At 73.8% G+C, this 20,140-nt stretch carries 21 protein-coding genes; 6 read left to right on the plus strand and 15 right to left on the minus strand.

The window, feature by feature from the left end; translation table 11 throughout:
* Nucleotides 1–89: 89 nt before the first annotated feature.
* The 3 genes from Dvina_RS27645 (at nucleotide 90) to Dvina_RS27655 (ending at nucleotide 2,922) form a co-directional block, all read left to right on the plus strand.
* Nucleotides 90–1,304: a coiled-coil domain-containing protein gene (locus Dvina_RS27645; RefSeq protein WP_223092256.1), complete on the plus strand. Its 1,215-nt coding sequence runs from the start codon at nucleotides 90–92 to the stop codon at nucleotides 1,302–1,304.
* A 236-nt stretch (nucleotides 1,305–1,540) separates the two neighbouring features.
* A complete protein-coding gene (locus tag Dvina_RS27650) occupies nucleotides 1,541–1,885 on the plus strand; it encodes an RNA polymerase-binding protein RbpA (RefSeq protein WP_223092257.1) in 345 nt (114 codons plus the stop codon).
* A gap of 155 nt (nucleotides 1,886–2,040) precedes the next feature.
* Nucleotides 2,041–2,922: a pentapeptide repeat-containing protein gene (locus Dvina_RS27655; protein ID WP_223092258.1), complete on the plus strand. Its 882-nt coding sequence runs from the start codon at nucleotides 2,041–2,043 to the stop codon at nucleotides 2,920–2,922.
* A gap of 97 nt (nucleotides 2,923–3,019) precedes the next feature.
* On the opposite strand, the gene Dvina_RS27660 is transcribed toward Dvina_RS27655, so the two are convergent.
* Nucleotides 3,020–3,358 carry an STAS domain-containing protein gene (locus Dvina_RS27660; protein ID WP_223092259.1) on the minus strand — a complete coding sequence of 113 codons (339 nt, stop codon included), beginning with the start codon at nucleotides 3,356–3,358 and terminating at the stop codon, nucleotides 3,020–3,022.
* Nucleotides 3,359–3,423: 65 nt separating this feature from the next.
* Here Dvina_RS27660 and Dvina_RS27665 point away from each other — a divergent pair, with 65 nt between their 5' ends.
* The gene (locus tag Dvina_RS27665; protein ID WP_223092260.1) at nucleotides 3,424–4,629 is read left to right on the plus strand and encodes an MFS transporter; all 1,206 of its coding nucleotides are present in this window, start codon (nucleotides 3,424–3,426) and stop codon (nucleotides 4,627–4,629) included.
* A gap of 68 nt (nucleotides 4,630–4,697) precedes the next feature.
* Here the strand turns inward: Dvina_RS27665 and Dvina_RS27670 are convergent, their stop codons facing one another.
* From Dvina_RS27670 to kdd, 13 genes are all read right to left on the minus strand, one after another.
* Nucleotides 4,698–5,099 (minus strand): hypothetical protein, encoded by a 402-nt coding sequence (locus Dvina_RS27670; RefSeq protein WP_223092261.1) that lies wholly within the window; start codon nucleotides 5,097–5,099, stop codon nucleotides 4,698–4,700.
* A gap of 201 nt (nucleotides 5,100–5,300) precedes the next feature.
* The gene (locus Dvina_RS27675) at nucleotides 5,301–5,798 is read right to left on the minus strand and encodes a GNAT family N-acetyltransferase (RefSeq protein ID WP_223092262.1); all 498 of its coding nucleotides are present in this window, start codon (nucleotides 5,796–5,798) and stop codon (nucleotides 5,301–5,303) included.
* 103 nt (nucleotides 5,799–5,901) lie between these two features.
* A complete protein-coding gene (locus tag Dvina_RS27680) occupies nucleotides 5,902–6,459 on the minus strand; it encodes a hypothetical protein (protein ID WP_223092263.1) in 558 nt (185 codons plus the stop codon).
* Nucleotides 6,460–6,532: 73 nt separating this feature from the next.
* Nucleotides 6,533–7,162, minus strand: a complete 630-nt coding sequence (locus Dvina_RS27685; RefSeq protein WP_223092264.1) for a nucleoside/nucleotide kinase family protein — start codon at nucleotides 7,160–7,162, stop codon at nucleotides 6,533–6,535.
* Complete coding sequence (locus tag Dvina_RS27690; RefSeq protein WP_223092265.1) at nucleotides 7,159–7,671, minus strand: FxsA family protein; 513 nt, start codon at nucleotides 7,669–7,671, stop codon at nucleotides 7,159–7,161. The genes Dvina_RS27685 and Dvina_RS27690 overlap by 4 nt, the downstream gene beginning before the upstream one ends.
* A 16-nt stretch (nucleotides 7,672–7,687) precedes the next feature.
* Nucleotides 7,688–8,491, minus strand: a complete 804-nt coding sequence (locus Dvina_RS27695; RefSeq protein ID WP_246655358.1) for a polyprenol monophosphomannose synthase — start codon at nucleotides 8,489–8,491, stop codon at nucleotides 7,688–7,690.
* Nucleotides 8,488–10,158: an apolipoprotein N-acyltransferase gene (lnt, locus tag Dvina_RS27700; RefSeq protein ID WP_223092266.1), complete on the minus strand. Its 1,671-nt coding sequence runs from the start codon at nucleotides 10,156–10,158 to the stop codon at nucleotides 8,488–8,490. The genes Dvina_RS27695 and lnt overlap by 4 nt, the downstream gene beginning before the upstream one ends.
* Nucleotides 10,159–10,713: 555 nt before the next feature.
* Nucleotides 10,714–11,928, minus strand: a complete 1,215-nt coding sequence (locus Dvina_RS27705) for a glutamate mutase L (RefSeq protein ID WP_223092267.1) — start codon at nucleotides 11,926–11,928, stop codon at nucleotides 10,714–10,716.
* Complete coding sequence (gene kal / locus Dvina_RS27710; protein ID WP_223092268.1) at nucleotides 11,925–12,302, minus strand: 3-aminobutyryl-CoA ammonia lyase; 378 nt, start codon at nucleotides 12,300–12,302, stop codon at nucleotides 11,925–11,927. The genes Dvina_RS27705 and kal overlap by 4 nt, the downstream gene beginning before the upstream one ends.
* Complete coding sequence (gene kamE / locus Dvina_RS27715; protein WP_246655359.1) at nucleotides 12,299–12,991, minus strand: lysine 5,6-aminomutase subunit beta; 693 nt, start codon at nucleotides 12,989–12,991, stop codon at nucleotides 12,299–12,301. Before kamE ends, kal begins: the two co-directional genes overlap by 4 nt.
* Before the next feature lie 43 nt (nucleotides 12,992–13,034).
* Complete coding sequence (kamD, locus tag Dvina_RS27720) at nucleotides 13,035–14,591, minus strand: lysine 5,6-aminomutase subunit alpha (RefSeq protein WP_223092269.1); 1,557 nt, start codon at nucleotides 14,589–14,591, stop codon at nucleotides 13,035–13,037.
* Between the two features lie 20 nt (nucleotides 14,592–14,611).
* Nucleotides 14,612–16,114: an amidohydrolase gene (locus Dvina_RS27725; protein WP_223092270.1), complete on the minus strand. Its 1,503-nt coding sequence runs from the start codon at nucleotides 16,112–16,114 to the stop codon at nucleotides 14,612–14,614.
* Nucleotides 16,111–17,115, minus strand: a complete 1,005-nt coding sequence (gene kdd / locus Dvina_RS27730; RefSeq protein ID WP_223105752.1) for an L-erythro-3,5-diaminohexanoate dehydrogenase — start codon at nucleotides 17,113–17,115, stop codon at nucleotides 16,111–16,113. The genes Dvina_RS27725 and kdd overlap by 4 nt, the downstream gene beginning before the upstream one ends.
* A 122-nt stretch (nucleotides 17,116–17,237) precedes the next feature.
* On the opposite strand from kdd, the gene Dvina_RS27735 reads away from it, so the two are divergent.
* Both Dvina_RS27735 and Dvina_RS27740 read left to right on the plus strand, forming a co-directional pair.
* A complete protein-coding gene (locus Dvina_RS27735; RefSeq protein WP_223092271.1) occupies nucleotides 17,238–18,572 on the plus strand; it encodes a KamA family radical SAM protein in 1,335 nt (444 codons plus the stop codon).
* A complete protein-coding gene (locus Dvina_RS27740; RefSeq protein ID WP_223092272.1) occupies nucleotides 18,573–18,989 on the plus strand; it encodes a hypothetical protein in 417 nt (138 codons plus the stop codon).
* Between the two features lie 187 nt (nucleotides 18,990–19,176).
* On the opposite strand, the gene Dvina_RS27745 is transcribed toward Dvina_RS27740, so the two are convergent.
* Nucleotides 19,177–20,091, minus strand: a complete 915-nt coding sequence (locus Dvina_RS27745; RefSeq protein WP_223092273.1) for an SDR family oxidoreductase — start codon at nucleotides 20,089–20,091, stop codon at nucleotides 19,177–19,179.
* Nucleotides 20,092–20,140: the final 49 nt, after the last annotated feature.

A 20,140-nucleotide genomic window follows, 5' to 3' on the forward strand; every position in this document is an offset into this window, starting at 1 on the left:
AGGCAATTATCGAATTATCGGTATTAGCAATTCGATAAACCGGCGTGTCGCGTGACGAGCAGCGATCCGCGGGTCCTACGCTGTCGGGCGTGACTGAGTCTCGGATCGACGTACGGCTCGACGGCGACGGCGCCGCGGCGCGTGAGTGGGTGGTCGACGAACGTGCCGGCGAGGAGCGGCCGTGCGCGTACTGCGGCCGGCCCGTCCCGCAGCGCAACGCTGCCGGGCGGCCGTTCCGGTACTGCCGCGACAACGACGGCGAGTGCCAGCGCAACGCCCGCAACGCGCGGATGCGCCAGCGCACGTCGCCGGGGCTCAGCGGGCAGGTCGCGCGGGCGTTCGAGATCGCCGAGCGGCTCGACCAGTCCCTGACCGACCTCGTCGACGCCCTGCACGCGGAGGTGTCCACGAGCGGCATCGAGCGGCAGGTCGCCGAGGCCCGGGCGGAGGCCGCCGCCGGGCTCGTCGCCGCGCAGGTCGAGCGCGACGACGCCCGGGAGGAGACCCGCAAGGCCCGGGCCGCGCTCGAGCAGGCCCGGGCGGACGCGGCCCGGCAGCGCGCCGAGGACGCCGCGGCGGCGCAGGAGGCGCTCGCCGCCGAGCAGGAACGGGCGCGGCTGCGGGTCGAGGAGGTGCAGGCCGCCGCCGGGAAGGCGGTCGCGGAGATGCAGGCGGCCGCCGAGCAGGCCGTCACCGAGGCCCGCGAGGAGGCGGCGGTGACGGTGGCGGAGACGAAGGCGGCCATGGAGCAGGCCGTCGCCGACGTCCGCCGGGCCGCGGAACGGTCCGTCGCCGCCGCGGTCGCCGACGGTGACCGCCGGGTCGCGCAGGTGCAGGCGGCCGCGGACGAGGCGCTGGCGGCGGCGCGGCAGGCGGCGGAGGCGACGATCGAGCAGTACCGGGAGGCCGCCGACGAGATCGCCGTCCAGCGGGACAAGGCCCGGCGGGAGGCGGCGACGGAGGCGGCGCTGCGCGCGGAGGCGTACCGGGAACGCGACGCGGCCCGCGACCTGGCCGGCAACGCCCTGCGGGAACGCGACGTCGCGCACACGGCCGTGGAACGGGCACTGCGTGAGGGGGCGGAGGCGGAGGGCCGGCTGCAGCGGCGCCTGGACGCGGAGGGTTCCCGGGCCGCGGGGGCCGAGGCGGCGCTGATCGCGGCCCGGGAGGAGCTGGTGCGGCTGCGGTCGGAGGCGGACCGCGCGCATGCCTGGGCGGACAATCTCCGCGATCAGGTGACCCAGCTCACCGCGGCGCTGACCCGGCTCACAGTGTCGGGAAGTGTGCCACCCGAGGCGGGGTGAGAACCGTCAACCACCTGGGTGACCTGCCGAAACTACCTTCGGTGAGCCGCGCCACGAAACGACAGGTGTGGTCGATCATTGAAACCCAACGTAAAATCAGGGTACCCACCTGGCGACGAACCTACCGCAGCGCCGGGTCGGTCGTGTAATCTGCCCGCCCGCGGTGGGAATCGTCAGACCACGTGGCGTCGTTGGTTACAGCGAAGCGCAACACGATCCGAAGGGGAAGACCAACCATGGGCGAGCGCATGCTGCGCGGCAGCCGTCTCGGAGCCGTCAGCTACGAGTCCGACCGCAACACCGAACTGGCTCCGCGTCAGACCCGTGAGTACCTGTGCGCGAAGGGGCACCAGTTCGAGGTACCGTTCGCCGTCGATGCCGAGGTCCCCATGACCTGGGAGTGCAAGTTCGACGGGAGCGTGGCGCGGCTGGTCGACGGCAGCGAGCCCGAGCAGAAGAAGGCGAAGCCGCCGCGCACCCACTGGGACATGCTCCTGGAGCGGCGCACGATCGCCGAGCTCGAGGACATCCTGAACGAGCGCCTCGAAGAGGTCCGGCTGCGCCGCGGCCGCTCCGCGTAACAGCGCACCCCGCACGACGTACGGAAAGCCCCGGCCACCCGCCGGGGCTTTTCGCCGTCCTCAAGCCCCCGGACCGCTGCCGGCCGGGGCAACGCGGGCCTTGTGACACGGTGGTGTGGCGTGGGGGTACCGTCGGGCGCGATCAGGAAGGAACCATGAGCGCAGAGTTGCGAGCCGACTGCTCCCGCTGCTTCGGCCTGTGTTGTGTCGCCCCGGCGTTCTCCCGGTCGTCGGATTTCGCGATCGACAAGCCGGCCGGGCACGCCTGCCCGAACCTCGGCGCCGACTTCGGCTGCGGCATCCACACCCGGCTGCGCGAGCGCGGCTTCCCCGGCTGCACCGTCTACGACTGTTTCGGCGCCGGGCAGCACGTCGCCCAGGTGGTCGCGCAGGGCCGGGACTGGCGCGCCGACCCGGCGTCCGCTCCCCGGATGTTCGAGGTGTTCGCCGCGGTCCGCATCCTGCACGAGCTGCTGTGGTACCTCACCGAGGCCCGGGCCCTGCCGAGGACGGCTGCGCTGCACGCGGCCCTGGACGACGCCCTCGCGGCCACCCGGGCACTGCGCGACACCCCGGACACCCTCACGCCCGGCGGCGCCGAACGTCACCGCGCCCACGTCGCCGCCCTCCTGCGCGACGCGAGCCGCCTGGCCCGCACCCCCGGGCCGGGTTCCCGCGGCGCCCCGGCGTCGGCCGCGGACGGCCGCACCCGCGACGGGCGTCCCCGGCGGCAGCGCGGGCGCGGCGCGGTACACGAGGCGCCGGGCCGGGCATTGATCGGGGCGGCGCTGCGCGGGGCGGATCTGCGCGACGCGGACCTGCGCGGGGCGCTGCTGATCGGGGCCGACCTGCGCGGCGCGGATCTGCGCAACGCCGACGTCATCGGCGCGGATCTGCGCGGTGCGAACCTGGCCGGTGCGGATTTGCGCGGCACCCTGTTCCTGATCCAGTCGCAGCTCGACGCGGCGACCGGCGACGCGTCCACCCGGCTGCCGGCGGCCCTGCACCGTCCGGCGCACTGGTCCACGGCCCGGTGATCCGGCGCCCGTCCCGGGTCGCGGCCGGGCCCGTCCGGCCCGGCGCGGTGCTGTCCGCGCTGCCGGTGCTTGGCCCCGGCGTTCGGGGCGGGTGTGGTCAGGCGGCGGGGTCGAGGGCTTCGGTGACGGTGGCGTGGACGGGGATCGGGCCGGCGAGGCCGACCGTGCGTAACAGGCGGGCCATGAACGGCGTCGGCGCGGCGAGGCGTAAGAAGCCGCCGGTGGCTTCGCAGTGATTGCGGGCGTACGCGAAGGTGCCCAGGCCGATCGAGTCGCAGAACTGCACGCCGGCGAGGTCGACGACGATGCGGGTGCGGCCCTCGTCGAGCAGCCGGTGCATGGTGTCGCGCAGGGCGGGGGCAGTGTTGAGGTCGATGGCGCCGGCGATGCTGACCAGGGCGATGCCACCGGCACGGTTTGTGACTGCAAGGTGCATGAACAAATCCTGCCCGTGATGGGCATGGTCCGCACCGTGGCCGCCACCCGTTCGGGTGACGGGCCGTGAGCGGGGTGCGGCTGCTCGCCGCGGCGGCGCTGGCCCGCACGGCGGACTCGAGCGCCGGGGTCGCCCTCGTCCTGGCGTCGCTGCGGCAGTCCGGCGGCCCGGGGCAGGGGTCGCTGGTCCTGGCCGTGCTCCTGGTGCCGCATCTGCTGGCCGGGCCGCTCGTCGGGCTCGTCACCGACCGGGCCCGCCGCCCGCGCCTGGTCCATGCGGGGTTCGTCGCCGCGTTCGGTGTCGCCCTCGGCGGGATCCTGGCGCTGCTCGGCCGGGCGCCGCAGCCGCTGGTCCTGGCCGTGGCGCTGCTCGCCGGCTGCTGCGGCCCGATGATCTTCGGCGGGTTGTCGGGGCGCCTCGACGACGTGGTCGCGGCCCCCGACCGGGTGCGGGTGCGGGGCCTGGACGCGGCCACCTACAACGTCGCCGACATCTTCGGTCCGGTGGCCGGTGCGGGGCTTGTCGTGTCGATGGGTGTGCCGGCGGCCGCGGCGGTGATCGCCGTGTCGTGCCTGTGCGCGGCCGGGCTGCTGCTGACTGTGCGCCCGCTGCCGGCCGCGCCGGGTGCGCCGTCACCGGCCGGGCGCGGCGGTGGGCGGGTGTCGTTCGGGGAGGATCTGCGGGCCGGGTTCCGGGCGATCGCCGTGTCGCCGCCGCTGCTGGCGGTGACGGCCGCGACGTGCCTGGCGACGTTCGGCAACGGGATGCTCCCGTCGATCGCGGTGCTGCTGGGGGTGGCGCACGGGCACCCGGCCGGCGGTGGTCTGCTGGTCACGGCGGTCGGGGTCGGGGCGCTGGCCGGGTCCCTGGCGGTGGCGCGGTGGCCGGTGCGGGTGGCGGCGCACCGGGTGGTGTTCGGCTGCCTGGCCGCGATCGGGGTGCTGCTGGCGGTGGTGCCGCTGGTGCCGGCCTGGGCGGCGGTGGTGGCGGTGTTCGCCGTGGCGGGGCTGTTCGACGGGCCGCTGTTCACGTCGGTGCTGCAGGTGCGGGCCGAGCAGTCCCCGCCGCGGGTCCGCACGCAGGTGTTCACCCTCGGCGCCGGCGTCAAGCTGACCGCCGCGGCGGCGGGGGCGGCGGTGGCCGCCGGGGTCGTCGGCCGGCCGCTGTGGGTCCTCGTCCTGGGGCTCGCCGGCTCGCAGCTGGCCGCGGCCGGTGTGGGGGTGCTGCTGCTGGCCGTGCGGGGCCGCCGGGCCGCGTCCGGTCCGCACTAGGTGCCGGTGACGCCGCACGGGCGGCCTCCCTGGCTGGGAGACCGCCCGTGCGGTGCGGTGCTGACGCGTCAGCGGTGGCCGTGGTGGCGGCCGTAGTCCTTCGCGATGAGCAGCCACCCGCCGCGGCGGCCGTTGAACGCCGGGACGCACTTGCCGTCGTCGAAGCGGCCCTGGCGCTCGCCGACCCAGGCGAAGAAGTTGCAGGTCTTCTTGCTGTTGTACCGGCCGGCGATCCAGGTGCGGACGTGGTCGTCACGGCGGTCGCCGAAGTTGCCGTCGTGGTCGCCGAACTGCCCGTTGTGGTCGCCGAACTGCCCGTCGTGGTCGTGGTCGTGCGGCCCCGGCTGGACGGCGGCGGGCTGGCTGCCCTGCCCGGTGGCGGCGGACGCGGCCGTGGCGGTCATGCCGAGGACCGCACCGGCGGTCAGGGTCATGGCGCCCAGGGCCAGGATTCGCTGCGTGTTTCGCATCTTGACTCCCCCTTGTGTCGTAATGACGCGATTACACTATGTAGCCGAACGCCGGAAATGTCGCAAAACGCCTCATCCTTTCAGCCAGAGGCTGACGGACATCAGGCCACCCGCGGACGCCGACCGGTACAGCCACCGGACGCGAAACGTCCACATCCACCACCGGGGTCGCCGCCCCGCGGGCGGATCCTGCCGCCGCGGTCAGCGCCCGACGGTGCGCACCAGCACGGTCCCGCCGCCGGTGAACGGTTCCCGGCCGGCGGGGGTGAACCCGCACCGCAGGTAGGCGCGCAGCGCGGCGGTGTTGCCGCAGGCGATCTCGAGCTCGACGGTGCGGTGGCCGCGGCCGGCGGCCCAGCCGGTGACGGCGTCGGCGAGCTGCGCGGCGATGCCGTTGCCGCGGGCGGCGGGCACCACCCACATGCTGATCAGGTGGGTGGTGGCGGGCCGGGCGGCGGCGACCCAGGCCGCGGCGATCCCGAGGGGCACGTCGCAGCCGGCGCGGCTGCGCAGGCCCGGCGGCGGCCCGAACGCGGCGAAGAACGCCCCACCGGCCGGCCACGAGCGCCAGTCGAGCTCGGACCGTTTCGCCTCGCGGGCGTAGGTGCTGATGAACGCGGCGGGGCTGTCCTTGAGCGCGGCGAGGCGCATGTCGCGTTTGAGCCGCCAGTCGTCACCGGTGAGTGGGCGTACCGCCACGCGTCCCTCCACCGCACGACCCTCCCAATTCGCCCGGCGCAGGGCAAGAGGGATCCGGGGCCGATATCGCACAACCCGCGCAGGCGGCCCCGAACCGGCCCGGTCACATGGTGGCGCGGTCGCTGTCCAGCTGCTGCAGGACGGGCCCGACGAGGTCGGACAGGTCACGGACGAGGACGGCCACGGCCCGGGCGGCGGCCACGGCGAGCGCCCCGCCGGCCGTGCCCGGCTCGGGAGCCGCGGGGAGCCCGTCGAGGGGCAGGGGCGCCTCGATGAGCAGCGTGGTGCGCAGGTGCGGGTAGCGGGCCAGGTCGCGGTCGCCGGGCTGGACGAACTGCCCGAACAGTTCCGGCCAGCCGCGCCAGCCCCGGTCACGCCACCAGGCCCGGGTCGTGGTCAGCTCCGCGGGCAGCGGTGAGACGAGCTCGACGCGGGCCATGAGCCCGCCGTCGAACGGGTTGCGGCGGCAGGTGGCGGCCAGGACCCGGCGGTGCCAGCGGACGTAGCCCGGGTCGAGGACCGGCGGGGTCGCGAACGTCCACGCGGCGCAGGCGAACGCGACGGGGGCGATGTCGCCGAGGGCGTAGGCGAAGCCGTTCGGGTGCGCCTCGACACGTGCGGTGTAGCGGTCGCGGTCACGGTCGAGCCAGAACGTCTTCACACCCCGACGGTAGCCCGCGGCCGGCGCCGTGCCAGCCCCGTCCGCGCACAGCCGAACCCGCAGGTCACAGCCGTTACAGGGCGGTGACGACGGCGGGGTGGCGGGGGTCGTCGGCGCGCACGACGACGTCGGCCTGATATTCGGGCATGACCTCGTCGCGGTAGCGGCCGTAGGCGGGCACGGTCCAGCCGAGCTCGGCGGGCAGGCGCCGGGTCAGGGCGGCGTCGCTCTGCATGAGGTGGACCGCCACGTCGAAGCCGAGGCCCGCCCCGAGGAGGAACACCCCGGAGACGATGACGGCGCCGTGGGCGGGGACGGTGACGTACGCCGCGCGGGTGGCCCGGTCGGTGACGGGGTCCCACAGCGACGGCAGGACACGGCCGGTGCCGCCGGGCCCGGCCGGGCCGAGGACCTCCCGGGTCAGGGCGCGCAGGTCGAGCCAGTCCTCGTAGTACGCGTCGGGGTTCGTGCGGCCCCGTTCCAGGCGCAGCGACGCCGCGCGCAGAAACATCCCGGCCGCGATGTGCAGCGCCGGGACACCCTCGTCGCGCAGGACCCCGGCAGCGGCCTCGGCGAGGTCCGCCCCACCGGCGGTCGGGGCGCCGTCGACGGCGACCCGGGCCGGGTGCCCGCCGTCGAACGCGGCGACCCGGGCGGCGATCTGCCGGGCGAGGGCGGCGACGGTGACCGGGGACGCCTTCACCGCTCGACGATCTCGCCCTCGACGATCTCACCGGCGCCGCCCGCCGGGCCCGGGTCGCCGCCGGTGGCGGCGGCGGCGGCGGGCGGGGTCCGTTCGGCGCGCACGACGCGGGGGCCGAACAGGTCACCGGCGGCGGCCGGGGAGATGCGCCGCTCGGTGGCCCGGCGGACCTGCCGGTCGGCGAGGTGGCGCACGGGCGGCACGAGCAGCAGCAGCCCGGCGGCGTCGGTGAGGTAGCCGGGGACGATGAGCAGCAGCGCCCCGGCGAGGCCGGTGACCCCGTCGGAGACCTCACCGCCGGCGGGGCGGCCCTCGCCGAACGCGGCCCGCAGCCGCCGCCAGGCCCGGACCCCTTCGCGTTTGACGAGCATCAACCCGACGACGGTCGTCGCGAGGCCGATGAGGATCGCCCACAGCCAGCCGATCGCCTGCGCGACCAGGACGAACACGGTGATCTCGGCGATCACCAGCAGAAACGCGCCGATCGCCGCCCAGCCGAGCCCTCGCATGCGTTCCTGCCTCTCCTCAGCGCCCGGTGCTGCCCTGGGCCGGGCCGTTCCCGGCGACGGCCCGTTTCAGGGCGGTCCAGCGGGCGGCGGTGCCCCACACTGTCACCTTCCACAGTGCCTCACGAACGATCGAAGAGCTCATCTTCGACTGCCCGCGTTCGCGTTCGGTGAATGTGATGGGCACCTCAGCGACCCGGAACCCGTCGCGGTGTGCACGCCAGGCCAGGTCGACCTGGAAGCAGTACCCGTGCGACGCGATCGAGTCGAGGTCGATCTTCCCGAGGACCGGGGTGCGGTAGGCGCGGTACCCGCCCGTCGCGTCACGCAGCGGCATCCCGAGGGCGAGACGCACGTACACGTTGCCGATGCGGGAGATCGCCTGCCGGTGCGCGGGCCAGTTGACGGTCCGGCCGCCCTGCACATACCGCGACCCGAGCACCACGTCGGCGTCGGCGAGCGCGTCGAGGAGGGCCGGCAGCTCCTCCGGGGCGTGCGAGCCGTCGGCGTCCATCTCCACGCAGGCGTCGTAGCCGCGTTCGGCGCCCCACGCGAACCCGGCGATGTACGCGGCGCCGAGGCCCTGCTTCCCGGGCCGGTGCATGACCTGCACGGCCGGGTCGGCCGCGGCGAGCCCGTCGGCGATCCGCCCGGTGCCGTCGGGGCTGTTGTCGTCGGCGATGAGGATGTCGACGGCCGGTGTCGCCGCCCGGACCCGCCCGACGATGATCCGGATGTTGTCGGCCTCGTTGTACGTCGGGATGATGACGAGGACCCGGCCGACCCCGGGATATTCGGCCACGCCTCGGTCGGGTGCGTTCACAGGTCCTCCTCGGGGCCGTCGGCGGCTTCGGGCACAGGGTGCAGGTCCGGGTCGCGCCCGCCGTCGCGGCGCCGCACGGCCAGCGCCGCGACGAGACCGAGCACGGCGAAGGCGACGAGGGTGTACTCGGGGATCGCCCCGAGCCGCGTCGCCAGCGTCCGCCGGTCGCCGAGGTGCAGTTCGGCGACGATGACGGCCGGCTTGTCGAACGCGGTCTCGGCGCTGGTGGCGCCGGTCGCGTCGGCGAACGCGGAGATCCCGACAGTGGAGGCCATGAGCGCATCACGGCCGTGTTCGACGGCCCGCAGCCGCACCATCGCCAGCTGCTGGCGGGCCTCGGCCTCGTTGAACGTGGCGTTGTTCGTCTGCACGGCGATGAGCTGCCCGCCGCCGGTCACGGTGTCGCGGACCAGGCCGTCGTAGGCGACCTCGAAGCAGATGACGTCACCGACGGTCGCGGGCCCGACGCTCAGCACACCGGGGCTCGTCCCGGCGGTCATGTCGGTGACCCGGTCGACCTCGCTGGACACCAGCCGCGCGACTGAGCGCAGCGGCATCGTCTCGGCGAACGGCACCGGGTGCCGCTTCACGTACTTGCTGACCGGGTCGCCGAGCTGCCGGCCCGGGTTGAACACCAGCCCGGCGTTCTCGACCCCGGTCTCGGGGCTGTACAGCACCGCACCGACGAGGATCGGCGCGCCGACGGCGTCGGCGGCCTGCCCGATGAGCACCCCGGCGTCGGTGTTGCGCAGCGGGTCGATGTCGGAGGCGTTCTCGGGCCACACGACGAGGTCGGGCCGGCGCGCCCCGGCCTTGACCCGGTCACCGAGGGCGATGGTGGCCCTGACGTGGTTGTCGAGCACGGCCCGCCGCTGCGCGTTGAAGTCCAGGCCCAGGCGGGGCACGTTGCCCTGCACGACGGCGACGTACACGGCCGGCCCGGCCGGCTCCGTCAGCGGCACCACCGCCGCCACACCGATGAGCGCACACCCGGCCGCGACCGCGGCGAGGGGCGCCACGGCCCGGCGCACCTCGGTCCCGGCCCCGATCCCGCGCAGGACCGCGAACCCGGCGAGCCCCCCGGCGAGGGCGACGGCGAACGTCACCAGCGGCGCCCCACCGGCCGCGGCCAGACGCAGCAGCGGCGACGTGTCCTGGGAGAACGCCAGACGCCCCCACGGGAACCCGCCGAACGGTGTACGGTCGCGCAGCGCCTCCTGGGCCACCCACAGCAGCCCGACGGCCACGGGCCAGCTCCACCCGCCGCCGTTCCAGCGCTGCCGCCCGCCGAGCAGCGGACCGATCCACGCCCCGGCGAGGCCGACGAGCCCGAAGTACAGCGTCTCCAGCACCGACAGCAGCAGCCACGGCACCATCCCGGTGTGCAGGTTCGTCCACGCCAGCAGCGGCGTGAAGAACAGCACCCCGGAGAGGCACCCGAGCCAGAACCCGGCCCGCAGCCGCCGCCCGTGCACCGCCACGGCCAGCAACGCCACCGCGGCCGGCGCCGCCCACCACTGCCCATACGGCGGGAACGCCACGAGCATCGCCCCACCCGCGACCGCAGCGGCGAGGATCGCCGCCCACAGCGGCAGGACCGGCTCGTCGACGGGCCCGCAGGCCGCGGCCGCGGCGGGCTGCTGCACGACCAACGTCACCTGCGCCATCCCCGTGGTTGTCCGACTCTGGTTACGCCTTGCGGCGCCCATTATGCGGGGTGGGTAGCCCGAACGTGGAATCGCGGCCCCCGGCGGCAACCGGACCGGGCGGGGCACAGCGCTGCAAGGGGGCGCGACCGTAGTCGCGCCCCGCGCTCCCAGGCCCTGTGTCCGGCCGGTGCGGCAGCGGCGTTCGTGCGCGGCCTTCGTTCCGGCGCGGCGCGGACTGGCTGCCCGTGCACGTGCCGTTGTCTACTGGTCGCGTGATCCCCCCTGCCCGACCACCGGTGGATGCCCGTTCGTTGCCCCCGCCGACCCCCGCCCGGCACGTCGCGGGGTCGTCGCGCCGGTTGACGCAGACGTCCGGCCGGCCGGGCGTTGGGGAGTAGCGAACCGCGGTCATCCTTCCCGAAGTAGGACGCAAAGACGGTACGCGCCGATCCGGGGTCGGTGTCAACCGCCCGGCCGCCCCGAAACGCGATCCGCGGCGTGTCGCACGGGCGTGTCGGGCCTGGTTCACCCTGCCGCTGACACCCCGTACCCGCCCCGCCACGACGTGTACCGTCACTGTGCGTGCGCGAGGACGGCGCACAGCCCCGCGGCGGCGGCCGGATGGTCGGCGGCGAGCAGACCGGCCGCGGCCAGCACATAGCTGGCGTCCACAGCGGTACGCGGGTCACGGGGCAACGCCCAGCCGCCGGCATGATCGTGCAGGACCGGGCCCAGCGCCGCCCGCGCCGCGGCTGGATCAGCATGCCGGAAGACGCCACCGGACGCGATGACCGACACGACGTGTCGCAGGTCGCGTCCCCCGCGGGCGTGGCGGCGCACCGCCACCGTCACCGCCGCCGCCGCCAGCTCCAACGGCCCCGCACCCGCCGCCAGCGCGACACGCTCCCGGGCGGCGGCGTCATGGACCCCGTCGACGTTCCACCGCACCCCGAGATCCCCCTCCACGGTCCGCGCCTGCCACAGCGTCCCCGCGACCGCGTCCGGGGCCTGCTCCCGCGGCTGCAGCGCCGAATACACGTCAGTCGTCGCCCCGCCGACATCCACCACCAGCAGATCCCCGCCGACCGCCCGGGCCAGGACCTCGACACCCGACAGGACCGCATCCGGGGTGGCGGCCGTCACGAGCCGCCCGAACCGCGGCCCCCGCGACAGCCGCTTCCCGCCGATGACGTGCGCCAGGAACAGCTCCCGGATCGCCGCCCGGGCCGGCCCCGGCTCGACGACCCCGATCCGCGGCAGCACGTTCCCGGCCGCCGCGACCGGCATCCCCCGCGCACCCAGCAGCGCGGTGATCTCATCGCGGGCGTCGCGGTTCCCGGCGACGACGACCGGCACCCGCCACCGGGCCGCGGCCAGCCGCCCGGCGTTGTGCCGGATCGTGTCACCGTCCCCGCCGTCGGTCCCCCCGGCCAGCAGCACCACATCCGGCCGCGACGCCCGCAACGCCCGCACCGCCGCCGTGTCCAGCCGCCCGGCGAAACAGCCCACGACCCGCGCCCCGGCCGTCAACGCGACCCGCCGGGCCGCCTCCGCCGACACCAGCTCCTCGAACCCGACGACCGCCAGGCGCAGCCCCCCACCCGCCGACGAACAGCAGTACACCCCCGCGACCGGCCCCGCCGCGGCCAGCAGCGCATCGACACCGTCGAGGACATCCGTCTCCACCGTCGTCGGCGCCGACAGCGACGCGAGCACCGCCCCGGTCGCCGTGTCGACGACCGCGCACTTCGTGTCCGTCGACCCCACGTCGACACACGCGACCCTCATGGCACGACGACGGTCCCCGTCGCCGACACGGCCAGCAGCGGCGGATCGAGGACCACCGCCGCCGACGCCCCCCGGGCGGTGTCGGCACGGCAGGTGACATGACACGTGAACTCCACCGTCCGCGACCGGCGGCCCTCCCGCGTCACGACCGCCGTCACCTCCACGACGTCACCGGCGCGGACCGGCGCATGAAACGCCACCGCCGCATACCCGGCGAACAGCCCCTCGTCACCGTCGGTGCGGATACACACCTCCGTCGCCGCATCACCGAACAGCGCCAGACTGTAGGCACCGTCCACGAGACTCCCGCCGTAATGCGCATGCGCATACGGCACATAGCGGCGGTGCACGACCGTCGTCCCGACAACACTCATGTCCGGCGGCTCCCAATCGTGTGGGCAAGGTACGAGGCGACCTCGCGCGGTGTCGTGCCACGACCAAAGATCCGATCCACGCCCAGCTCCCCGGCCATCAACTCATCGAACCGGGGCCCGCCGACGACGAGCAGCGGCCGGCGCGCCACCGGGAACGCCTCCCGGAACGCCGCCGACATCGCCCGCACATTGTGCAGATGCGCATCGCGCTGCGTCACCACCTGCGACACCAGCACCGCATCCGCCCGCTCCACCGCCGCCGCCTCCACCAGCTCCGCGACGCTGACCTGCGCACCGAGGTTCACGACCCGCAGCTCCCGGTAATACTCCAGGCCCTTCTCCCCGGCGATCCCCTTCACATTCAGGATCGCGTCGATCCCGACCGTGTGCGCATCCGTACCGATACACGCCCCCACCACCACCAGCTTGCGCCGCAGCCGGGCCCGCACCGCCGCATTGACATCCTTCGGCGACAGCAGCGGAAAATCCCGCTCCGCCACCACCACCTTCCCCGGCTCGACCAGATGCGCGACCCGCCCATACACCACGAAGAACGTGTGCCCCGCCCCGATCGGCCGGGCATGCACCACCATCGCCGGGTCGACACCCATCTTCCCGGCCAGCTGCACCGCCGCCCCCTCCGCCCGCTTCGACGCCGGCAACGGCAACGTGAACGACAGCTGCACCATCCCGTCACCCGTCGTGTCCCCGTACGGGCGCACCACCCCACCGTCACCGCTCACCGCTCAGCAGCCCCTCTACCGGATTCCAGTAGTCGTCCTCGCGCCTCGCGACCCCGTCCAGGCCCTTCCCACGATCCGCGGGCCGGCGCATGATCCCGAACGTGCCCTCCCCGATCGCCGCCAGCAGACCCCGCCCCCGGATCACCTCCAGCAGATCCACCGCCTCCCGCAGCACCGACGACGCCCGCTGCCGGATGAACGGACCCGGGACGAAGTCCTCGTGCAGATTCCCCGCCGCCCGCAGCACGTACTGCACGTTCTGCAACGCGATGTCCCGGTCCGACAGCCACGGCGTCACCACCGCCTCCGTCATCATCCCCACCAGCAGAATCCCCTGCCCGGTCAACGCCCCCGCCAGATTGAAGAACCCGTCGAGAAGGTTCCCGCGGAACACGTCACCGCTCATGTGCCGCGTCGGCGGCATCCACTTCAACGGCGCCCCCGGGAACAACTCCCGCGCCAGCAGCGCATGCGCCAGCTCCAGCCGGAACGACTCCGGCACCTCCGGATCGATCTCGAACGCATGCCCCAGCCCCAGCTGCCACGTCTCGAGCCCCGCCTCCTTCGCGAAATACTCGTTCAGCAGCTGCGACACCGTCACCGTATGCGCCGCGTCGACCGCATCCGCCGTCGTCAGATAATTGTCCTCACCGGTGTTGATGATGATCCCGGCCCGGGCATGGATCTGCCGCGACAACCGCTGATCCACGAACGTCCGGATCGGGTTGATGTCCCGGAACAGAATCCCGTACATCGAATCGTTGAGCATCATGTCGAGCCGCTCCAGCCCCGCCAGGGCCGCGATCTCCGGCATGCACAGCCCCGACGCGTAGTTCGTCAGCCGCACATACCGGCCCACCTCCTTCGACGTCACATCCAGCGCCGCGCGCATCAACCGGAAGTTCTCCTGCGTCGCGTACGTCCCCGCGAACCCCTCCCGCGTCGCCCCCTCCGGCACATAATCCAGCAGCGACTGCCCCGTCGACCGGATCACCGCGATCACATCCGCGCCGGCCCGCGCCGCCGCCTGCGCCTGCGGAATGTCCTCATAAATGTCACCGGTGGCGACGATCAGATAAATCCACGGCCGCCGCGGCGGATCCCCGAGCCGCGCGATGAGCCGCTCCCGCTCCCGCCGCCGCCCGTCGATGCGGGCCACCCCACGCCGCACCGCCGCCACCGCCGCCCGCTTCGCCGTCGCCCGCGCCGGCACCGTGAAACGCACACTGCCCGCCGCCGCCTTCTGCGCCAGCAACGTCACATCGGCGTGACCGTCACGCACCAGCGCATCGAACACCGGCAGCAGCACCCCGTGCCCCAGCCCGACATCCGCGACCACCGCATCGACGAGCCGGTTCACCCACGGAATCCCGTCCGGGTCCGCCCCCGTGACCCCCGCCAGACGCAGCGTCGCCCGCTCCACCGACACCGTCGTATGCGTGCGGGCAAGGTCGACGACGGGCCGGCCCGCCTGCGCCGCGAGCCGCCGCGCCCGCGCCACGACCGCCCGGTCGAGACCCAGCTTCCCGCCCGGCTTCCCGGTCACCGCCGCCTCCTCGCCATCGCTCAACCCGTCCAGATATCGGTACCGGCCAGCACCGTCAGCCGCGCCGCCGGCGTACCGTCCCCGCCGAGCACAGCCCCCAGCGGCAACGTCGTGTCCCACACCACGAACGTCGCCGTCCCACCCGGATTCAGCACACCCTCGTCATCGACACCGACCGCCCGCCACCCGCCCCGGGTATGCGCCGCGAACGCCGCCTTCGCCCCGATCCGCTGCACCGGATTGTGATGACGCATCGCCGCCCGGCACGACCCCCACGGATCAAGCGGCGTCACCGGACTGTCCGACCCGAACGCCAGCAGCACCCCCACCCCGACAAGCGACCCGATCGGGTTCGCCGCCAACGCCCTCGCCGGGCCCAGCCGCTGCGCATACATACCGGCCTCACCACCCCACAACCGGTCGAACGCCGGCTGGATCGACGCCACGATCCCGTACTCCACGAACTTCGCGATCGCCGCCTTGTCCAGCAGCTCCGCATGCTCGATCCGGTGCCGCCCGGCCCGCAGCCGCTCCACCCCCACCCGCGCCGCCGCCAACCCGAACCCGGCCAGCACCGTCCCGATCGCGGCATCACCGATCGCGTGGAACCCGCCCTGCACCCCATGCTCCACACACCCGGCCAGATGCTCACCGATCTGCTCCGCACTCAGATACCCGTGCCCGCACGACCCGGCCTCGTCCGCATAGTCATGACCCAGAAACGCCGTCCGCGCCCCCAACGCCCCGTCGGCGTACAGATCCCCGCCCGCACCGACCGCCCCCAACTCCCGGGCCTTCGCCGCCGCACCGGTCTCCCCCCACAGCCCGAACACCCGCGGCAACCCCGGCCCATGACCCAGCGCCGCAGTGAAATCAGCCTCCCCCGACGTCCCCGGCCCGCCGCACTCGTGCACCGACGCGATCCCCAGCGACGCGGCCCGCCGCAACGCCGCCACCTGCGCCGCCCGCGCCTGCCCCAGCGTGATCGACGCATACGCCGCCGCCCGCACCACATGGTGCGCGTCCAGCCGCAGCCACCCGCCCTCGTCATAGCCCGCCGCCGCCTTCGCCTCCGCGCTGAGCAACGCCGACGACACCAGCGCCGCGTGGATACACGCCCGCGACAGGTACACCGCCCGCCCACCCGCGGCCCGATCCAGCTCGGCCGCGCTCGGCGTCACCGGGTCCGCCCACCCGGACTCGTCCCAGCCGTGCCCGATCACCACCGCATCCGCCGGCAGCCCCGCCGCATACGCGCCCACCGCATCCAGCACATCCCGGCCCGACCGCGCCCCCGACACGTCCAGGCCCTGCAACGTCAGGCCCGTCGCGGTCGTGTGCACATGCGCGTCGACGAACGCCGGCGTCACCAGCGCACCGTCCAGCTCCACCACCCGATCCGCGCGCCCCGGCGCATCGGCGTCGACACCCAGCCAGGCGATCCGGTCGCCGTCAGTCAGCAGCGCGGTGGCAGACGGGTCAGCCGGAGTATGGACACGGCCACCGCGGTACAGGGTCCTCATACCGCCCAGTCTGCCAACCGCAGACCCAGCCGCGCCCGGAACAGATCCCGCACAGCACTGTCCGATCGCAGCAGACCGATGGCGTACTCGGCGTGGCCCGGCACGTAACCGTTGCCGATGAGCATCGTCACATCCGCCGCGAGACCCTCCGCACCCAGCGCCGCGGCCGCGAACGACGTCGCCATCGAAAAGAAGATCACCGTGCCGCCCGGCCGCGTCGCCAGGATCGCCGCATGCTCACAACCCGGCACGTCGACACACACCACCGTCACATCCGCCGGCTCCCCCACCGCCGCGGCCAGCCCCACCGCGTCCCGGGCATCCGCGACGAGCACCTCCGTCGCCAGCCCCGCCCCCTCCAGCAGCCGCCGCTCCGCCTCGTCGCGCACCACACCCACCGTCTCAAGACCCCGGGCCGCGGCCAGGCACAGACTCCCCGACTTCCCCGCCGCCCCCAGCACCAGCACCTTCCCCCGCTTGTGCCGCCGCACCAGCGCCGGCGCCCCGCACACGTCGAGCACCGCCAGCGCCAGCTCCGGCTCCAGATCCGCCGGCAGCTTCGCGGCGACCGACCGGGCGAACAGGATCGCGTGCCCGTCGCACGGCACCTGCTCACCGCGCCCGTCCCACCCCCGCAGCCCGTCGTGGACGGCCAGCGGCGTCAACGTCAGCGACACCAGCGTCGCGACCCGATCCCCGACCGCCAGCCCCAGCGGCGACGCCGGGCCGACCGCGTCGACGGTGCCCAGCAGCATCCCACCCGACCCCGTCACCGGGTTCTGCATCTTCCCCCGCCGCCCGATGATCTCCAGGACCGCGGCCCGGACCGCATCCCCGTCACCGCCGTACGCCTGCGACAACTGCCGGAACGACGCCGCGTCCAGATTCAGCCGCTCCACCCGCACCCGCACCTCGTCGTCACCGACGACCGGCGAGGCGTCCAAGCGCTCCGCCGCCTGCGGCAACACCCCGGCCGGGGCCAGGACCCGGTGCAAACCGATCGGCGAACCCACGTCGACACACCGCCTTTTCCCGCAAGCAACGGCATTGACCGAAAATCTTCCGGCAGATTAACCTGACTACAGGATATCTTTCAAGCGCCGCCGAATGAAGGGCCAGGACCGTGCAGCCGTACGCCTACCAGCGCCACGCACTCACCGAACCCGACTGGCGCCGCTACCCCGGCTGGGCCGACGTCACCCGCGACCAATGGGAAGACGCCCAATGGCAACGCGCCCACTGCATCAAAACCATCCCCCAGCTGCGCACCCTCCTCGGCGCAACCGTCACCGACGCCTTCTACCAGGACCTCGCCGACGACCAGGCCACCCACGCCACCATGTCGATGCTCATCCCACCCCAAATGATCAACACCATGAGCCCCGACACCCCACCCACCGACGACACCCTCCGCAACGACCCCATCCGCCGCTACATGCTCCCCATCGCCACCGACCGCCACCCCGAATACCCCTCACACCCCTACGCCACCCGCGACTCCCTCCACGAACACGACATGTGGGTCGCCGAAGGACTCACCCACCGCTACCCCACCAAAGTCCTCGCCGAACTCCTCCCCACCTGCCCCCAGTACTGCGGCCACTGCACCCGCATGGACCTCGTCGGCAACAACACCCCCACCGTCACCAAACTCAAACTCCTCAACAAACCCGCCGACCGCCACACCGCCATCCTCGACTACCTCCGCGCCCACCCCGGCGTCCGCGACATCGTCGTCTCCGGCGGCGACGTCGCCAACACCCCCTGGCACCAACTCGAAACCTTCCTCATGGCACTACTCGCCATCGACACCATCCGCGACATCCGCCTCGCCACCAAAGCCCTCGCCGGCCTCCCCCAGCACTGGCTGCAACCCACCGTCGTCGAAGGCCTCGAACGCGTCGCCCGCACCGCCGCCCGCCGCGGCGTCAACCTCGCCATCCACACCCACGTCAACCACGCCCAATCCCTCACCCCACTCGTCGCCAAAGCCGCCCACACCGCACTCGAGGTCGGCGTCCGCGACGTACGCAACCAGGGCGTACTCCTCCGCGGCGTCAACGCCACCGCCGAGGACCTCCTCGACCTCTGCTTCGCCCTCCAGGGCGAAGCCGGCATCCTGCCCTACTACTTCTACATGTGCGACATGATCCCCAACGCCGAACACTGGCGCGTCGCCGTCTGGCAGGCCCAGCAGCTCCAGCACGACATCATGGGCTACCTCCCCGGCTACGCCACCCCCCGCATCGTCTGCGACGTCCCCTTCGTCGGCAAACGCTGGGTCCACATGGTCACCGAATACGACCGCGAACGCGGCATCAGCTACTGGACCAAGAACTACCGCACCAGCATCGAAGACGACGCCACCCAACTCGACCGCACCTACCCCTACTACGACCCCATCGACACTCTGCCCAAAACCGGCGCCGACTGGTGGCGAAAAGAGCACGCTAAGTAGGTGCGCCGCACGTTCCTCCGCCTGCTCGGCCTCGCCATCGCCGCCACCGCCCTCATCACCTACATCAACTGGGCCGGCCGCCGCGACGAAGCCCGCTTCAACCCCGCCGGCTCCCTGCAGTGCGCCGGCGACACCCGGATCGCCGGCGCCCAGGCCACCACCGCCCCCACCACCCGCGAAACCCGCACCCCCGACCAGCTCGCCGAAGCCTGGGCCAACGCCCGCAACCCCGAGCTCGTCGCCGGCAAGCACCGCCTCTTCGACAGCGACGACCGCGTCGACATCGGCTTCGACCGCCGCGCCCACACCGTCGCCGTCCTCACCTTCCGCACCCGGGGCGCCCTCGGCTGGCACCTCGACGCCGTCGTCGCCTGCCAGGGCCAGACGGCCAGGTCCCCGGCCCCGGCCGCCACCTGACCGGCCCGCGCGGACCCGCCACGCAGGACGGGCCCGCACTGCGCCACACCAGCCGGCGCAACCTGCCGTCGGGCCGGAACACAAAAACCTAAGTCAGCCGCGCAGCGGCTAGGGGTTGCTGTTCAGACGTGGCGTAGCCACGTCATCTAAGGCGTCCTAGGATGCTAGGATTAGACATCGCCGCTGGTCAGGCCGCCTCCGCCGACGCGAAGTAGTCGCCGTGCGCCAGGTCCTCGAGCAGCGTGTAGTGCGTCGGCGTCCAGCCCAGCAGCTCGCGGGTGTACGCGCTGGAGACCGGCACGTCCGCGGCGAACACCGAGGCCAGGGCCGGGCTGCCGAAGTGCGTCCCGGCCTCGTCGAGGCCCACCGCCACCACGGGCAGCCCGAGCGCGGCACCGATCGCGGCGGCGATGTCGCGCATGGCGACGCCGCCCTCCGCCGCACCGTGCAGCGCGGTGCCGGCCGGGGCCTGCTCCAGCGCGAGGCGGAACAGCACCGCCGCGTCGAGGCGATGCACCGCGGGCCACCGGTTGGCGCCGTCGCCGATGTAGGCCGACACCCCGGTCCGGCGGGCCGCCGCGACGAGCATCGCGACGAACCCGTAGTCGCCGGGGCCGTGCACCGTCGGGGCGAGCCGGATCACGCTCGAGCGCACGCCCCGCTCCGCGTAGGCCAGGCAGCGCTGCTCGCCGGGGATGCGGTACGCGGCGAACGCGTCGGCGCTGGGCGGGTCCGTCTCCGCGCTCACCCGGCCCGGCGCCATGACCATCGTGCCGGACGTCGACACGAACGGCCGGCCGGACCCGGCGAGGGCGGCGCCGAGCGTCTCGATCGCGTCGACGTCGCGCCGGGTGATGCCGGCCCAGTCGCCGGGCTCGCCGCCGGCGGCCATGTGCACCACGCCATCCGCCGCGCCCGCGCCCGCGCGCAGCCGGTCAAGGTCGTCCAGCGAGCCCGCGAACGGCTCCGCGCCCAGCCGGGTCAGGCGCTCGGCCGCGGCGGCCGAGCGGGCCAGCCCGGTGACCCGGTGCCCGGCCGCGAGGAGCTCCGACACGACGGCCGGGCCGGTCAGGCCCGAGCCTCCGGTGATGAACACACGCATGACAGCTCTCCGCACACTAAAAGGAGCATGTTCCGTTTCCGTGCGGCGA

It is taken from the genome of Dactylosporangium vinaceum (assembly GCF_019904175.1).
GTDB classification, from domain to species: Bacteria; Actinomycetota; Actinomycetes; order Mycobacteriales; family Micromonosporaceae; genus Dactylosporangium; species Dactylosporangium vinaceum.

Excerpts from the sequence above, each read along its gene's own strand:
- kal (WP_223092268.1), bottom strand. The coding sequence starts at position 12,302 with ATGAGTGTTGTCGGGACGACGGTCGTGCACCGCCGCTATGTGCCGTAT.
- Dvina_RS27660 (WP_223092259.1), bottom strand. The coding sequence starts at position 3,358 with ATGCACCTTGCAGTCACAAACCGTGCCGGTGGCATCGCCCTGGTCAGC.
- Dvina_RS27650 (WP_223092257.1), top strand. The coding sequence starts at position 1,541 with ATGGGCGAGCGCATGCTGCGCGGCAGCCGTCTCGGAGCCGTCAGCTAC.
- Dvina_RS27725 (WP_223092270.1), bottom strand. The coding sequence starts at position 16,114 with ATGAGGACCCTGTACCGCGGTGGCCGTGTCCATACTCCGGCTGACCCG.
- Dvina_RS27655 (WP_223092258.1), top strand. The coding sequence starts at position 2,041 with ATGAGCGCAGAGTTGCGAGCCGACTGCTCCCGCTGCTTCGGCCTGTGT.
- Dvina_RS27745 (WP_223092273.1), bottom strand. The coding sequence starts at position 20,091 with ATGCGTGTGTTCATCACCGGAGGCTCGGGCCTGACCGGCCCGGCCGTC.
- kamE (WP_246655359.1), bottom strand. The coding sequence starts at position 12,991 with ATGGTGCAGCTGTCGTTCACGTTGCCGTTGCCGGCGTCGAAGCGGGCG.
- Dvina_RS27705 (WP_223092267.1), bottom strand. The coding sequence starts at position 11,928 with ATGAGGGTCGCGTGTGTCGACGTGGGGTCGACGGACACGAAGTGCGCG.
- lnt (WP_223092266.1), bottom strand. The coding sequence starts at position 10,158 with ATGGCGCAGGTGACGTTGGTCGTGCAGCAGCCCGCCGCGGCCGCGGCC.
- Dvina_RS27670 (WP_223092261.1), bottom strand. The coding sequence starts at position 5,099 with ATGCGAAACACGCAGCGAATCCTGGCCCTGGGCGCCATGACCCTGACC.
- Dvina_RS27690 (WP_223092265.1), bottom strand. The coding sequence starts at position 7,671 with ATGCGAGGGCTCGGCTGGGCGGCGATCGGCGCGTTTCTGCTGGTGATC.